The 14671-nt window shown below is 68.7% G+C and carries 15 protein-coding genes; 8 read left to right on the forward strand and 7 right to left on the reverse strand.

What is annotated here, in order from left to right:
* Positions 1-75: 75 nt before the first annotated feature.
* The gene (locus ABL840_RS32010; protein ID WP_093198384.1) at positions 76-996 is read left to right on the forward strand and encodes a LysR substrate-binding domain-containing protein; all 921 of its coding nucleotides are present in this window, start codon (positions 76-78) and stop codon (positions 994-996) included.
* A gap of 18 nt (positions 997-1014) precedes the next feature.
* Here the strand turns inward: ABL840_RS32010 and ABL840_RS32015 are convergent, their stop codons facing one another.
* The 3 genes from ABL840_RS32015 to ABL840_RS32025 all read right to left on the reverse strand — a co-directional run bounded on the left by ABL840_RS32015 (position 1015) and on the right by ABL840_RS32025 (position 6433).
* On the reverse strand, positions 1015-1728 hold the full coding sequence (locus ABL840_RS32015; protein WP_418116076.1) for a hypothetical protein: 714 nt from the start codon (positions 1726-1728) through the stop codon (positions 1015-1017).
* Positions 1729-1811: 83 nt separating this feature from the next.
* Positions 1812-2819: a response regulator transcription factor gene (locus tag ABL840_RS32020; protein WP_093198506.1), complete on the reverse strand. Its 1008-nt coding sequence runs from the start codon at positions 2817-2819 to the stop codon at positions 1812-1814.
* A gap of 26 nt (positions 2820-2845) precedes the next feature.
* Complete coding sequence (locus ABL840_RS32025) at positions 2846-6433, reverse strand: ATP-binding protein (protein WP_093302425.1); 3588 nt, start codon at positions 6431-6433, stop codon at positions 2846-2848.
* A gap of 104 nt (positions 6434-6537) precedes the next feature.
* Between ABL840_RS32025 and ABL840_RS32030 the strand changes: the two genes are divergently transcribed.
* From ABL840_RS32030 to ureG, 7 genes are all read left to right on the forward strand, one after another.
* Positions 6538-6840 carry an urease subunit gamma gene (locus tag ABL840_RS32030; protein ID WP_019656517.1) on the forward strand — a complete coding sequence of 101 codons (303 nt, stop codon included), beginning with the start codon at positions 6538-6540 and terminating at the stop codon, positions 6838-6840.
* Positions 6841-6869: 29 nt separating this feature from the next.
* The gene (locus tag ABL840_RS32035; RefSeq protein ID WP_093302427.1) at positions 6870-7472 is read left to right on the forward strand and encodes a HupE/UreJ family protein; all 603 of its coding nucleotides are present in this window, start codon (positions 6870-6872) and stop codon (positions 7470-7472) included.
* 13 nt (positions 7473-7485) lie between these two features.
* Positions 7486-7791 (forward strand): urease subunit beta, encoded by a 306-nt coding sequence (locus ABL840_RS32040; protein ID WP_056594107.1) that lies wholly within the window; start codon positions 7486-7488, stop codon positions 7789-7791.
* Positions 7792-7794: 3 nt separating this feature from the next.
* A complete protein-coding gene (gene ureC / locus ABL840_RS32045; protein ID WP_093302431.1) occupies positions 7795-9513 on the forward strand; it encodes an urease subunit alpha in 1719 nt (572 codons plus the stop codon).
* Between the two features lie 92 nt (positions 9514-9605).
* Positions 9606-10250, forward strand: a complete 645-nt coding sequence (gene ureE, locus ABL840_RS32050; protein WP_093198395.1) for an urease accessory protein UreE — start codon at positions 9606-9608, stop codon at positions 10248-10250.
* Positions 10251-10276: 26 nt separating this feature from the next.
* Positions 10277-10945: an urease accessory protein UreF gene (locus tag ABL840_RS32055; protein ID WP_093302433.1), complete on the forward strand. Its 669-nt coding sequence runs from the start codon at positions 10277-10279 to the stop codon at positions 10943-10945.
* A 16-nt stretch (positions 10946-10961) separates the two neighbouring features.
* On the forward strand, positions 10962-11612 hold the full coding sequence (ureG, locus tag ABL840_RS32060) for an urease accessory protein UreG (RefSeq protein WP_093198400.1): 651 nt from the start codon (positions 10962-10964) through the stop codon (positions 11610-11612).
* A 27-nt stretch (positions 11613-11639) separates the two neighbouring features.
* Here the strand turns inward: ureG and ABL840_RS32065 are convergent, their stop codons facing one another.
* The 4 genes from ABL840_RS32065 to ABL840_RS32080 form a co-directional block, all read right to left on the reverse strand.
* A complete protein-coding gene (locus tag ABL840_RS32065) occupies positions 11640-11819 on the reverse strand; it encodes a DUF3606 domain-containing protein (RefSeq protein ID WP_093198403.1) in 180 nt (59 codons plus the stop codon).
* 127 nt (positions 11820-11946) lie between these two features.
* Positions 11947-12426 (reverse strand): hypothetical protein, encoded by a 480-nt coding sequence (locus ABL840_RS32070; protein ID WP_418116077.1) that lies wholly within the window; start codon positions 12424-12426, stop codon positions 11947-11949.
* A 139-nt stretch (positions 12427-12565) separates the two neighbouring features.
* A complete protein-coding gene (locus ABL840_RS32075) occupies positions 12566-14077 on the reverse strand; it encodes a tripartite tricarboxylate transporter permease (RefSeq protein ID WP_093302440.1) in 1512 nt (503 codons plus the stop codon).
* A gap of 37 nt (positions 14078-14114) precedes the next feature.
* Positions 14115-14603: a tripartite tricarboxylate transporter TctB family protein gene (locus tag ABL840_RS32080; protein WP_093302442.1), complete on the reverse strand. Its 489-nt coding sequence runs from the start codon at positions 14601-14603 to the stop codon at positions 14115-14117.
* Positions 14604-14671 lie beyond the last annotated feature (68 nt).

Below are 14671 nucleotides of genomic sequence, written 5' to 3' on the forward strand. Positions count from 1 at the left end.
GTTGTGACTAAATCTTATGCAATCGGAAATAAAATTATGCAGCCTCAGATACTCAACCGATAACAAGACTTATCGATGCGATTCGGCGAGATCGAAACCTTCCGGGCCCTCATGCGCAGCAGCTCCACCCGCAAGGCCGCTGCCCTGCTGCATGTGACGCAGCCCGCCATCAGCCAGTCGCTCAAGCGGCTCGAGGCGCAGGCCGGCATGCTGCTGTTCCAGCGCGCCGGCGGGCGGCTGGTGCCCACGCCCGAGGCGCGCGCGCTGTGGGTGGAGGTGGAGCGGGTGTTCATCGGCATGGACGCCATCGAGCACAAGGTGCGCAGCCTGCGCGACTTCGGCGTCAGCCAGCTGGAGCTCAGCAGCTTTCCCGCCTACGGCCTGGGCTTCATGCCGCGAGCGCTGGCGCGGCTGAAGGCGCATCGGGGCGCAAGCCCCTGGCCGCAGGTGTCGCTGCAGGTGCTGAGCTCCAAGGACGTGCGCGACCGCGTGGCCATGGGCATCTCCGACTTCGGGCTGATGGCCGACGAGCTCTCGCTGGAGGGCATCGACCACTCCACCTTCTCGCGCTTTCCCGGCGTGGTGGTGATGCCGCCCAACCACGCGCTGGCCCGCTTCAAGACCATCAAGCCCGAGCAGCTGGCCGAAGCCCCCTTCCTCTCGCTCAACCCCGAAGACCCCTCGCACCAGCGGCTCGAGGCGGCACTGGCGCCGCACGGCGTGGCCCTGCGCGTGCTGGTGCAGACGCCCTACGCGGCCAGCGTGTGCGAGATGGCGCTTTGCGGCCTGGGCGTGGGGCTGGTCAACCCGATCACCGCGCTCGACTACGTGGAGCGCGGACTGGTGGTGCGCCGGTTCTCGGTCGACGTGTACTTCACCTGCCTGCTGGCGCTGCCGGCGGGCAAGGTGCTTTCGGCCACCGCGCGGGACTTCATCTCGCTCATGCGCCAGCAGCTGGCCGAGGACGAGAAGCGCATCCAGCGCCACCTGCGCTAGCCGGCCAGGGCTGGTCGCCTACTTCCAGGTGAACTCGTGGTTCAGCCCGATCACGAAGCCGCGCACGCCCTGCGGCCCGGTGCGCGACGCGCTCACGTCCACGCTGATCAGCGGCGTGATGCTGAAGCGGCCGCCGACGCGCGAGGTCCAGACGTTCGACGCCCGGCTGCGCTCGGCGATGAGCGACACGGTGTCGTTCAGCGCCCATTCGACGCCGACGCCGCCGCGCGGCGTGCGGGCGCCGGTTCCGGTGGCCCAGTCGGCGCCGACGTTCGCATGGATCTGCAGGCTGTCGAGCGGCCGCCAGGTGAGCGGAACGACGAACTGCCCGCCCGCGCGGCCGCCGCGCTTGAAGTCGAAGACCGCGCCCATCGACACGGCGGCGCTGAAAGGCGCATCGGCCGCCTGCCCGTAGAAGTTCCACTTGAGCTGCGGCCCGCCGGTGACCGAATGCACGCCGCCGACCGAGGTGCGGTCGAAGTTCAGGCCCAGCTCGACGGGACCGACGCGGCAGGCCGGCCCGAAGTGGAAACCCGTGACGGGCTCGACGCCCGTGCGGCCCCACCAGGTCTCGTACTGGCACTGGCCCGGGTCGAGCGTGCTGGCGTCGTCCACGTCGAAATGCCCGGCCGCCTGCGCGCCCAGGCCCGTGAACAAGCCGGAGGCCGCGAGCATCCAGCCGCGCCATGGTGGCTGGGGTGTTGCTCTGCCGTATCTGTTGCTGTTGTTCATCGCTCGCGTCCCGTGGGCCCTCGAACCATTCTAGGGACGCGGAAAGTAGGCGCAATGACGCGGCGCCGCACGGTGGGTACCCTTCAGATCTCGAACTGGGGCTGCAGCTCGCGGATGCGCTTGATGGCCACGCCGGCCGCGGCCGTGCGCGTCTCGACGCCCAGCTTCACGTACACCCGCTCCAGGTGCTTCTTGGCCGTGGCCGGGCTGCTGCCGAGGATCTCGCCGATGTCCTTGTTGGTCTTGCCCTTGACCACCCAGTAGAGCACCTCGGCCTCGCGCGCCGTGAGCTTCAGGCTCAGGCTCATGGCCTCGATCACCGCCGTGTCGGACACCTCTCTCATGATGATCATCCACTCGTCGCCGTCGTCGTCGCCGCCTGTCTGCTGGTGCAGCCGCAGCGTGAGGCTGCCCGCGCCCTGCACGATGGACAGCGCCGGCGGCTCGATGCCCCGTTCGCGCGCGGCGGGCGTGTGGCTGCGCAGCCATTCGAGCACCGCCGGCGGCGTCTCGGGGGCGCGCGTCTCGCAGTAGCGATGCAGCAGGTCGCGCGCGAGCGCCGTCTGCCAAATCAGCCGCCCCTCGGGCAGCCGCACCGTGATGCTCGCGTAGCCGAAGGCATCGAGCGCGTTGCGCGCCTGACCGGCCTGCCGCGCATCCTGCCTCGCGCGGCGCGCGCCCTGCAGGTGCACGTTCATGCGCGCCAGCACTTCCTTCGGCTTGATCGGCTTGGTGACGTAGTCGACGCCACCCGCCTCCAGCGCGGCCACGAGGTGCTCGGTCTCGGTGAGCCCCGTCATGAACACGATGGGAATGTGCGCCGTCGCGGCATCGGCCTTGAGCCTGCGCGCGACCTCGAAGCCGTCGATGCCCGGCATCATCGCGTCGAGCAGCACGATGTCGGGCTTGGCCTGCACGGCGCGCTGCAGCGCCTGCTCGCCGTTGGTGGCGATGAGCACGGTGTAGCCCGATTCGTCGAGGGCATCGTGCAGCACCGCGAGGTTGTCGGGCACGTCGTCCACGATCAGCACGAGGTCGCTGTTGGCGCCCTGCTGTTCGCGCAGGGTCTTGGCGAGCGATGAGGTTTCCATGGCGGGAGATGGCTTCGCGGTCGAGATCATGCGGCGCTCTCGACGGCCTCGGCCAGCGCGCGGCTCATGGCCTCGAACTGGAACTGCCGGGCGAGCACGCGCTGCGCCTCGGTCCATGCCGCGCACTCGGGCTGCGCTGCGTCGATGTCGTCGAGCTGGTTCATGATGCCCCGGAAGTAACCCAGGCCCACGGCCTCCTCCAGCGCGCGCAGCCGGGCCAGCGAGGGCGCCAGCATCGCGCGCGGCGCGGCTGCGGGTGCAGGCTTGGCGGCGGTGTCCGTCCACTGCAGGCCCAGCCTGCGCTCGAGCCAGTCGAGCAGCTCGGTGTGGCGCACGGGCTTGACGAAGAAATCCTCGGGCGCGATGCCCACGTCGTTGTCGAGCCCCTTGTCGAAGGCATTGGCCGAGACGATGGCCACCGAGGCTTCGGTCAGCCCCAGCTTGCGCGCGCGGCGGATGGTCTCCCAGCCGTCGATGCCGGGCATCGCGAGGTCGACGAACATCGCGTCGGGCCGGTAGCCGGCCGCGACCAGGTCGAGCGCGTCGTGCCCGCTGGCCGCGCTGCGCAGCTCGAAGCCCAGCGGCGCGAGCAGGTGGCCCAGCAGGTCGCGGTCGGCCTCCTCGTTGTCGACCACCAGCAGGCGGCGGCGCGGGCCCTCGTAGCCGCGTCGCGCGCGCGGAACGGGCAGCGCGCGTCCGCTGCCCGTCGCCGTGTCGTGCACGCGCGGCAGGAACAGGCGCACGCAGAAGAGCGAACCCACGCCCGGCGTGCTGCTCACCTTCATCTCGCCACCCATCAGGTCGGTGAGCATCTTGGCGATGGTGAGGCCCAGCCCCGCGCCCGGCGCGGCGGCCGTGCCCGTGGCGTTGCCGCGCGCGAAGGGCTCGAAGATGCGCTCGATGTCCCCGGCCGGCATGCCGGGGCCGGTGTCCTCTATTTCGACCGACGCGAACTCGCGCGCATAGGCCAGCCGCAGCGTGACCTGCCCCGCCGCCGTGAACTTGATCGCGTTGCCCAGCAGGTTGATGAGGATCTGGCACACGCGCTTCTCGTCGGCGCGCACCACCTCTGGCAGTGGCCCCGCCGCCTCGAAGCGGAACTGCAGGCCCTTCTCCGCGGCCTGCAGCTCGAACATGTCGGCCAGCTCGCGCAGCGTGTCGGCAAAGCGCATCGGCCGCGCATGCAGCGTGAGCTTGCCGGCCTCGATGTGCGCGATGGCCAGCGTGCCCTCGATAAGCGACAGCAGATGCTCCCCGCCGCGCTTGATGACGGCCACCGCCTGCTGGCGGTGCGGCGGCACCGAGTGGTCTTCGCCCATGAGCTGCGCATAGCCCAGGATGCTGTTGAGCGGCGTGCGCAGCTCGTGGCTGATGGCGCTGATATAGCGGCTCTTGGCCTGGTTGGCCTGGTCGGCCGCCTGCTTGGCCAGCTCGGCCGCGAGCTTGGCCTGCTCCGCGATCTCGCGCGCCTCGTCGGCCGACTGCTTGGCGGCCTGCAGTGCGCGGTCGGTCTCGCGGTGCAGTTCGATCTCGCGCACCAGCAGGTGGGTCTGGCGGTTCGACTCCTCCTGCGCCACCTTGCGGCTCTGGTGCGCGAGCACCAGCCACCACGCGACGATGCCCGCGATGACCAGCAGCGCCATGTACGCCTTGAGGAAGCCCGAGCGCAGCGACAGCTTCTGCACGCCTGCCAGCGCGGCCGCCACGTCGGGCTCGGAAGCCAGCTCCAGCGCGCCTTCGGCGAAGGCACGCAGCTCCTGCTGGTAGAGCACGCCGAACACCACCGCCAGCAGCGGCACGATGACCAGCATCAGCAGCAGGAAGTGTCCGAGCCCGGTGTCGAGATAGCGCCAGCTGCGCCGCGGCAGCAACCAGCGCAGAACGGCCGACCACTGCGAGGACAGGCTCGCGTGCGGCTTGCACAGGTCGCCGCAGCGCGCGTCCAGCGTGCAGCACAGCGAGCAGATCGCGCCCTGGTAGGCCGGGCAATGGGCCATGTCGGGCCCCTCGTACTCGCGCTCGCAGATCACGCAGTGCTGCACCTTCAGGCGCTGGTAGCTGCCCTCGTGCTCGACCCTGGCCCAGCGCACGGCGCCGGCCCCGGAGGACGGCACGCCGCGCGCCAGGTAGTACTTGCCGCCGGTCGCCCAGGCCAGCAGCGGCGAGGCCACCAGCGCGGTGCCAAGCGCGATCAGCGCCGAGAAGGCCTGCGCCAGCGGCCCGAACACGCCCAGGTGCGCCGTGATCGAAAGCCCCGAGGCCAGCGCCATCGCGCCCACGCCCACCGGGTTGATGTCCCACAGGTGCGCGCGCTTGAACTCGATGCCCGGCGGCGACAGGCCGAGCGGCTTGTTGATGACCAGGTCGGCCACCACCGCCATCATCCAGGCGATGGCGATGTTGGCGAACAGGCCCAGCACGTCGCCCAGCGCCTCGAACACGTTCATCTCCATCAGCATGAAGGCGATGAGCGCGTTGAACACCACCCACACCACCCGCCCCGGGTGGCTGTGCGCCACGCGCGAGAAGAAGTTGCTCCAGGCCAGCGAGCCGGCGTAGGCGTTGGTCACGTTGATCTTGAGCTGCGAGATCACCACGAACAGCGCCGTGGCCGCCACCGCCCAGCCGTAGTGCGGGAACACGTATTCGTAGGCCGCCAGGTACATCTGGTTCGGGTCCACCGCCCGGTCGGCCGGCACCATGTGCGTGATCGCCAGGTAGGCCAGCAGCGCCCCGCCCAGCATCTTGAGCACCCCCAGCACCACCCAGCCCGGCCCGCCGGCCAGCACCCCGGCCCACCAGCGGCGCGCCGTGGCCGCCGTGCGCGCGGGCATGAAGCGCAGGTAGTCGGCCTGCTCGCCCATCTGGGTGATGAGCGCGATGCCGACCGTGAGCGCTGCGCCAAACAGGTGCAGATCGAAGCCCTTGGTGCCCGAGCGCACGCCGTTGTAGTGCACGATGCCCGCGAACGCACCAGGATCGCGCACCAGCACATAGGCAAAGGGCACCACCAGCATCAGCAGCCACAGCGGCTGGGTCCACAGCTGCAGCCGGCTGATGGCCGATACCCCGTGCGTGACCAGCGGGATCACCACCAGCGCGCACACCAGGTAGCCCCAGACCGGCGGAATGCCCAGCGCCAGCTCCAGCGCGTAGGCCATCACCGCCGCCTCGAGCGCGAAGAAGATGAAGGTGAAGCTCGCGTAGATCAGCGAGGTGAGCGTGGAGCCGATGTAGCCGAAGCCCGCGCCGCGCGTGAGCAGGTCCATGTCGACGCCGTAGCGCGCCGCGTACACGCTGATCGGCAGCCCCGCCAGGAAGATGATGAGCCCCGTCGCCAGGATGGCCCAGAAGGCATTGGCGAAGCCGTACTGCACCAGCAGCGTGGCGCCCACCGCCTCCAGGATCAGGAACGAGGCCGCCCCGAAGGCCGTGTTGGCCACCCGCCATTCGGACCACTTGCGAAAGCGCTGGGGCGTGTAGCGCAGGGCATAGTCTTCCAGCGTCTCGCTGGCGACCCAGCTGTTGTAGTCGCGCCGCACCTTGACGATGCGCTGGGGGGCGTCGTCGGGGGTGGCGGTCGTGGCTTCAGGGTTCACACCGTTTCGGTGCATCTTCCGTGCCATCCGTACGGCTTTTGGCGAACAGGGCACGACTGTTGCAAAGAAGCCGGCTTGCCCATAATGGCCGCCTCCTCCCGCCACCCGACGCCGATCTCATGGAACTGACCCCGCGCGAAAAAGACAAGCTGCTGATCTTCACCGCGGCACTTTTGGCCGAACGCCGCAAGGCCCGCGGCCTCAAGCTCAACTATCCCGAAGCCGTCGCCCTGATCTCCGCCGCCGTGATGGAAGGCGCGCGCGACGGCAAGAGCGTGGCCGAGCTCATGAGCGACGGCCGCAGCGTGCTCACCCGCGCCGACGTGATGGAGGGCATCGCCGAGATGATTCCCGACATCCAGGTCGAAGCCACTTTCCCGGACGGCACCAAGCTCGTGACCGTCCATCAGCCCATCGTCTGAATTCCACTCGAAGAACAACAGGAGCCCTCATGCGTCACAACGCCTCCCGTACCCTTGCCCTGCTCGCCTCCCTGCTGCTGCCTTTGGCGGCCAGTGCCCACACCGGCGTCGACGGCGGCATGCACCACGGCTTCGTCACCGGCTTCATGCACCCGCTGACCGGCGCCGACCACCTGGCCGCCATGGTCGCGGTCGGCCTGTGGAGCGCGCTGGCCGCGCGCCGCGCCTGGCCCGACCTGCTCTGGGCGCCGCTCGCCTTCGCCGGCATGCTGCTGGCGGGCGCGCTGATGGGGTTGGCCGGCGTGCAGCTGCCGGCGGTCGAGCCGATGATCGCGGCCTCGCTGCTGGTGCTGGGCCTGCTGGTGGTCACGCGCGTGCGCCTGCCGGCCGTGGCGGCGATGGCCGTGGTCGGCGTGTTCGCGGTGTTCCACGGCGTTGCGCACGGCTACGAACTGGCCAGCGAGGAAGGCGCGGCCCTCACGCTGGCCGGCATGGTCAGCGCCACGGTGCTGCTGCACGCCGCAGGCATCGCGCTCGGCTGGGCGCTGCGCCACGCCAACGCCTGGCTGCCGCGCATCGCGGGCGCCGCCGTTCTCGGCCTGGGCGCGACGCTGCTGGCACAGGCCATCTGAGGCGGGCCCGCTCATGATTCCCGGAGAACTCCTCACCGACGACGGCGAGCACACGCTCAACCCCGGCCGCCGCACCCTCACGCTGGTGGTGCAGAACACCGCCGACCGGCCGATCCAGGTCGGCTCGCACTATCACTTCGCCGAGACCAACGGCGCGCTCGGCTTCGATCGCGAGGCCGCGCGCGGCATGCGGCTGAACATCGCCTCGGGCGCCGCGGTGCGCTTCGAGCCGGGCCAGCAGCGCACGGTCGAGCTGGTCGACTTTTCCGGCGATCGCATCGTCTACGGCTTTCGCGGCCTCGTTCAAGGGAAGCTCTGAAACATGGCCACCATCGGGCGACGCGCCTATGCGGAAATCTTCGGCCCCACCGTGGGCGACCGTGTCCGTCTCGCGGACACCGAACTGCTGATCGAGGTCGAGGCCGACTACACCCTTCGCGCCGGCGGCTACGGCGAGGAGGTGAAGTTCGGCGGCGGAAAAACCATCCGCGACGGCATGGCGCAGTCGCAGCGCACCCGTGCGCAGGGAGCGGTCGACACCGTGCTGACCAACGCACTCATCCTCGACCACTGGGGCATCGTGAAGGCCGACATCGGCCTGAAGGACGGCCGCATCGCCGCCATCGGCAAGGCCGGCAACCCCGACGTGCAGCCGGGCGTGGACATCGTCATCGGCCCGGGCACCGAGATCATCAGCTGCGAGGGCAACATCGTCACCGCCGGCGGCATCGACAGCCACATCCACTTCATCTGCCCGCAGCAGATCGAGGAGGCGCTTTCCTCCGGCGTGACCACCATGCTCGGGGGCGGCACCGGCCCTGCCACCGGCACCTTCGCCACCACTTCCACGCCCGGCCCCTGGCACATCGAGCGCATGCTGCAGGCGGCAGACGCCTTCCCGATGAACCTGGGCTTCCTCGGCAAGGGCAACGCCAGCCTGCCGCACGCGCTGCACGAGCAGATCGACGCGGGCGTCATCGGACTGAAGCTGCATGAAGACTGGGGCACCACGCCCGCGGCCATCAGCAACTGCATGGACGTGGCCGACGCCACAGACACGCAGGTGGCCATCCACAGCGACACGCTCAACGAATCGGGCTTCGTCGAGAACACGATTGCCGCGGTGGGCGGGCGCGGCATCTGCGCCTTCCACACCGAGGGCGCGGGCGGCGGCCACGCGCCCGACATCCTGCGCGTGGTGGGCGAAAGCAACTTCCTTCCGTCGTCGACCAACCCCACGATGCCCTACACCGTGAACACGCTCGACGAGCACGTCGACATGCTCATGGTGTGCCACCACCTCGACGCCGGCATCGCGGAAGACCTGGCCTTCGCCGAATCGCGCATCCGCAAGGAAACCATCGCCGCGGAAGACGTGCTGCACGACCTGGGCGCGATCAGCATGTTCAGCTCCGACAGCCAGGCCATGGGCCGCGTCGGCGAGGTCGTCATCCGCACCTGGCAGACCGCGCACAAGATGAAGCTGCAGCGCGGCACGCTGCCCGAGGACAGCGCGCGCAACGACAACTTCCGCGCGAAGCGCTACGTCGCCAAGTACACGATCAACCCGGCCATCGCGCACGGCATCGCGCACGAGGTGGGCTCTATCGAGGTCGGCAAGTGGGCCGACATCGTGATCTGGAAGCCGGCCTTCTTCGGCGTGAAGCCCTTCACCATCCTGAAGGGTGGCAGCATCGCGCTGGCCGCCATGGGCGACCCGAACGCATCGATCCCCACGCCGCAGCCGGTGCACTACCGCCGGATGTTCGGCGCCTACGGCGGATCGCTCGCGAAGAGCTCGCTCACCTTCGTCTCGCAGGCCGGGCTGGCCGCGGGCATCGGCGAACGCTACGGCCTGAAGAAGCAGCTCAGCGCGGTGAAGAACATCCGCAACGTGCGCAAGAAGGACCTGATCCACAACGGCTACACGCCGAAGATGGAGATCGACGCGCAGACCTACGCGGTGCGCGCCGACGGCAACCTGCTGACCTGCGAGCCGGCCAAGCTGCTGCCGATGGCTCAGCGGTATTTCCTGTTCTGAAACCCCGGGGAATGCGCCTGCTTGACAGGCTGCGTATCCTCGAAGGTATTCATCCAGCCAGCGGGCGCCCTCCGGGGCGCTCCATTTGCACCATGCTCACCGCCAACAAACTCATGCCCCAGGGCCGCGGCCTCGCGCCCGTGCTGCTCAAGCGCGCAGCCACCATCGAGCTCGACTGGGACATCCGCCAGAAGAGCCGCTTCGACGCCACCGACTCGCAGGGCCGCCAGATCGGCGTGTTCCTGCCACGCGGCACCGCCGTGCGCGGCGGCGACGTGCTGGTGGCCGAAGACGGCTCGCTGGTGCGCGTGGTCGCGGCGCCGCAGCCGGTGCTGCGCATCACGCACTGCACGGCGCACGGCACGCCCTTCGACCTGACGCGCGCGGCCTACCACCTGGGCAACCGGCACGTGCCGATCGAGCTGAAGCCCGACCACCTGAAGATCGAGCCCGACCACGTGCTGGCCGACATGCTGCGCTCGATGCACCTGATCGTCGTCGCGGTGGAAGAAGCCTTCGAGCCCGAGGGTGGTGCGTACGGATCGCACGAGCATTCGCATGGCCACGGGCATGACCATCACGGGCATGACCACCATGACCACGGCCACTCGCACGGCAGCAGTGCCGGCAAAGGCCCGAAGCCGCTCGTGCTCGCGCCGGAGCTGCTCGACGAGCATGACCACCCGCACGACCACTCCCACGACCATGGTCACGGCCACCATGGCCACTCGCACTGAACACGACACGAGGCGCAACGACTGACGTGTCCGCCCAAAGCCTCCTGCAGCTGATCTGGCTCGCCTCCCCGGCCCTGCCCGTGGGCGGCTTCTCGTACTCCGAGGGAGTCGAAGCCGCCGTCGAATGGGCCGGCGTCGATTCGGAAGCGTGCGCCGCCGAATGGCTCTCGGACCAGCTGCACCTGAGCTTCGCCAGGGGCGACCTCGCCGTCTGCGCGCAGGCCATCGCGGCCTGGCAGGCCGGCGACATGGCGCGCGTGCGCCAGCTCAACGACTGGGTGATGGCCACCCGCGAATCGGCCGAATTCCTTCTGCAGACCGAGCAGATGGGCCGCTCCTTCGTCGAATGGCTGAAGCTGCACCACGCGGACACGGCGGAAGTTTTCGCCGGCCTGGGCGCGAGCTACCCCATCGCATTCGCCTTCGCTGCCAGCCGCGCCGGTGCCACGGTGCACGACGGCTGCCTGGCCTTCGCCTTCGGCTGGGCCGAGAACATGGTCGGCGCCGCCGTCAAGGCCGTGCCGCTGGGCCAGAGCGCGGGCCAGCGCATCCTCGGGCGGCTGGCGCAGGAAATCCCCGAAGCCGTGACCCGCGCCATGGCCCTCGGCGACGACGAGCGCCAGGCTTTCGCGCCCCTGCTGGCGGTGTTGTCGGCCCGCCATGAAACACAATATTCCCGCCTCTTCCGAAGCTGAACCGAGCACCACCCTCATGACCTCCGCCCTGCACCACATTCCCAACCGCACCAAGAGACTTCCGCCACTGCGCGTGGGCATCGGCGGCCCGGTCGGCTCCGGCAAGACCACGCTGCTGGAGATGCTCTGCAAGGCGATGCGCGACAAGTACGACCTGATCGCCATCACCAACGACATCTACACCAAGGAAGACCAGCGCCTGCTCACCGTGGCCGGCGCGCTGCCGGCCGAGCGCATCATGGGCGTGGAAACAGGCGGCTGCCCGCACACCGCGATCCGCGAAGACGCCTCGATCAACCTCGAGGCCATCGACCGCATGCTGGAGGACTTTCCCGACGCCGACGTGGTGTTCGTCGAATCCGGCGGCGACAACCTCGCGGCCACCTTCAGCCCCGAGCTGTCGGACCTCACGATCTACGTGATCGACGTGGCGGCGGGCGAGAAGATTCCGCGCAAGGGCGGCCCCGGCATCACCAAGAGCGACCTCTTCGTCATCAACAAGACCGACCTCGCGCCCTACGTGGGCGCCAATCTCGACGTGATGGAGCAGGACACGCAGCGCATGCGCCGCCAGCGTCCCTACGTGATGACGAACCTCAAGACGCTCTCGGGCGTGGCCGACGTGGTCGCGTTCATCGAGGAGCGGGGCATGCTGGCCGCCGCCTGAAGCGCGACGGCAGGGATCCTGTCCGGTTCAGGGCAGCCCGAGGTACACGCGCAGGTCGTCCTTGCGCGTGCCGGCCGAGGCCACCGCGGTGCGCAGCCGGGCCTCGCTGACGCCGAACCATTTCGTCCAGTAGTCGACTTCCTTCAGGTCGGTGACGTCGATCCGTTCGTCGTCCTGCGGAATGCGGATCTCGCTGTCGTCTGGCATCGTCGTCTCCGGAAAAAAGAAGGGTTTTGGGGAAACACAGCAGTCTCCCCGCCTGCCCGGCGGCGTCCGTCGGACAGATTCCGGCGCGCTTGCAGGACAACGCCGATGCCGCGCCCGCACGCGCTACTTAAAGTTCGCTGCCGTCGCGCAGCTGCCGCGCCTTGTAGACCAATCGCACGCTGGCGCGGCGCGGATCGCCGGCCTGCTGCTGCACGTAGATGTCGGTGTCGTTGCTCACCCATGCGGCATAGGCGCTGCCGGGGTCGCGCGATGCGAGCTCGTTGCCGAATGCGCCGCGGCCCCATTGCACCAGCGCCGCGAAGGCTGCCGTGCCGCCGTCCGGCGTGGCCTGCGTCGAGGCGACGTACTCGACGCGCCGCAGCTCCGAGGCCGCGAAGAAGAAGGTCGGCTCGAACAGCAGGCCCGCCATCTCGACCGGTGCCGCGCGCCATGAACCTACGAGGCCGCCGCCAAGGCGCTGCGGCCTCTGGACGCGCTCCGCCGCGGGCATGGCCGCCTGCAGTTCCTCGGCCGACATGCCCAGTCGCACGCCGGGCGGCAGGGCCTGCGCATGAAGGGCACCTGCTGCGAAAAGAGCAGCGCTCATGGCGAGCGCACGAAGAAGGATCGAGGGAGAAGGAAGTCGCACGACGGGCATCGAAGGGAGGGAAAGCGGCGGCAGCGTGGGACCGCAAGTATCGCGCGGAGTTCCGGCACGCCGCCCTTCCCGGGCCCTTCCCTCGGCGTCAGTCCTCGACGAAGGCCTCTTCCCGCTTGGCCTTCACCGAGGGCAGCAGCACCACGATCAGCAGCAGCGCCGCCGCGACCAGCAGCCCCGCCGACAGCGGCCGCGAGACGAACACGCTCCAGTCGCCACGCGACAGCAGCAGCGCGCGGCGCAGGTTCTCTTCCATCATCGGGCCCAAGATGAAGCCCAGCAGCAGCGGCGCGGGCTCGCACTTCAGCTTGAGGAACAGGTAGCCCACGATGCCGAAGATCGCCACCATCCACACGTCGAAGGTGTTGTTGTTCTCCGAATAGACGCCCACCGCGCAGAACAGCACGATCGACGGGAAGAGCCACTTGTAGGGAATGGTCAGCAGCTTGATCCAGATGCCGATCATCGGCAGGTTCAGCACGATCAGCATCAGGTTGCCGATCCACATCGAGGCGATCAGGCCCCAGAACAGCTCGGGGTTGCTGGTCATCACCTGCGGGCCCGGCTGGATGTTGTGGATGGTCATCGCACCCACCATCAGCGCCATCACTGCGTTGGGCGGAATGCCCAGCGTCAGCAGCGGGATGAAGGAGGTCTGCGCACCGGCGTTGTTGGCCGACTCGGGCCCCGCCACGCCGCGGATGTTGCCCTTGCCGAAGGCCATTTCGCCCTGCTTGAGCTTGATCTTCTTCTCGATGGTGTAGGCCGCGAAGGCCGACAGCAGCGCCCCGCCGCCGGGCAGGATGCCAAGAGCCGAACCCAGCGCAGTGCCGCGCAGCACCGCGGGCGTCATGTCCTTGAAGTCCTGCTTGGTGGGCCACAGGCCCTTCACCTTGGCGGTGAAGACTTCGCGCTCATGTTCGGGCACCGCGAGGTTGGCGATGATCTCGCCGTACCCGAACACGCCCATGGCGATGGCGATGAAGCCGATGCCGTCGGTGAGCTCGGGAATGTCGAAGCTGTAGCGCGCCACGCCCGAGTTCACGTCGGTGCCCACGAGGCCGAGCGCCAGGCCCAGCAGGATCATCGTGATGGCCTTGAGCAGCGAGCCCGAAGCCAGCACCACGGCACCGATCAGGCCCAGGATCATCAGCGAGAAATATTCGGCGGGGCCGAACTTGAAGGCCAGCTCGGTCAGCGGCGGCGCGAAGGCGGCCAGGATCAGCGTGCCCACGCAGCCCGCGAAGAACGAGCCCAGGCCTGCCGCCGCGAGTGCCGGCCCCGCCCTTCCTTTCCGCGCCATCTGGTAGCCGTCGATCACGGTCACCACCGATGAAGATTCACCGGGCAGGTTCACCAGAATAGCCGTGGTCGAGCCGCCGTACTGCGCGCCGTAGTAGATGCCCGCCAGCATGATCAGCGCCGACACGGGCGGCAGCGCATACGTGGCCGGCAGCAGCATCGCGATGGTCGCGACCGGGCCGATGCCCGGCAGCACGCCGATCAGCGTGCCCAGCAGGCAGCCGACGAAGGCGTAGACGAGGTTCTGCGCCGTGAAGGCGACGCCGAAGCCGATCGAGAGATTGGTAATCAGGTCCATGTGTCTTGTCTTTGGTCTTGTTGTTCTTCTTTGCGCATCAGCCCGAGATGAAGGTCGGCCACACCTGGAACTGCAGCTTCAGCGCCACCACGAAGGCCAGGTAGCTGCCGAGCGCGAGGATGGTGGCGAGGATGGTCACGCCCTTCCAGCCGAAGTTGTCCCCTGCGAGGCTCGCGATGAAGGTGAGTGCGTAGATGGCCACGATGAGTCCCATCGACGGCAGCCCGACGCTCGGCAGTCCGCCCAGCAGCACGCCGAACATCAGGTTCGCGCCGATGATGAAGACCAGCGGCTTCCATGCGATGCGCCCGACGGGCTCGCCGTCGTCGGTCTCCACGGCCAGCGCCTTGAGCGTGATGAACACGCCCATGAGCGCGATGAGGATGCCCACGATCAGGGGAAAGTAGCCCGGCCCCATGCGGGCGCCGGTACCGACGTTGTAGGTCGTGGCGCCCCATGCGAAGGCCACGCCGAAGGCGCTGAAGAGCACGCCCGAGCAGAAGTCTCTCTGACTCTTGATTCTCACCGTTGATGTCTCCTGGAACTGCGTTGATCCGCACGAGATGTGCGCTCAGGCGATCCTAGGAATTCACG

It is taken from the genome of Variovorax sp. NFACC27, assembly GCF_048301545.1.
Classification (GTDB): Bacteria; Pseudomonadota; Gammaproteobacteria; order Burkholderiales; family Burkholderiaceae_C; genus Variovorax; species Variovorax gossypii.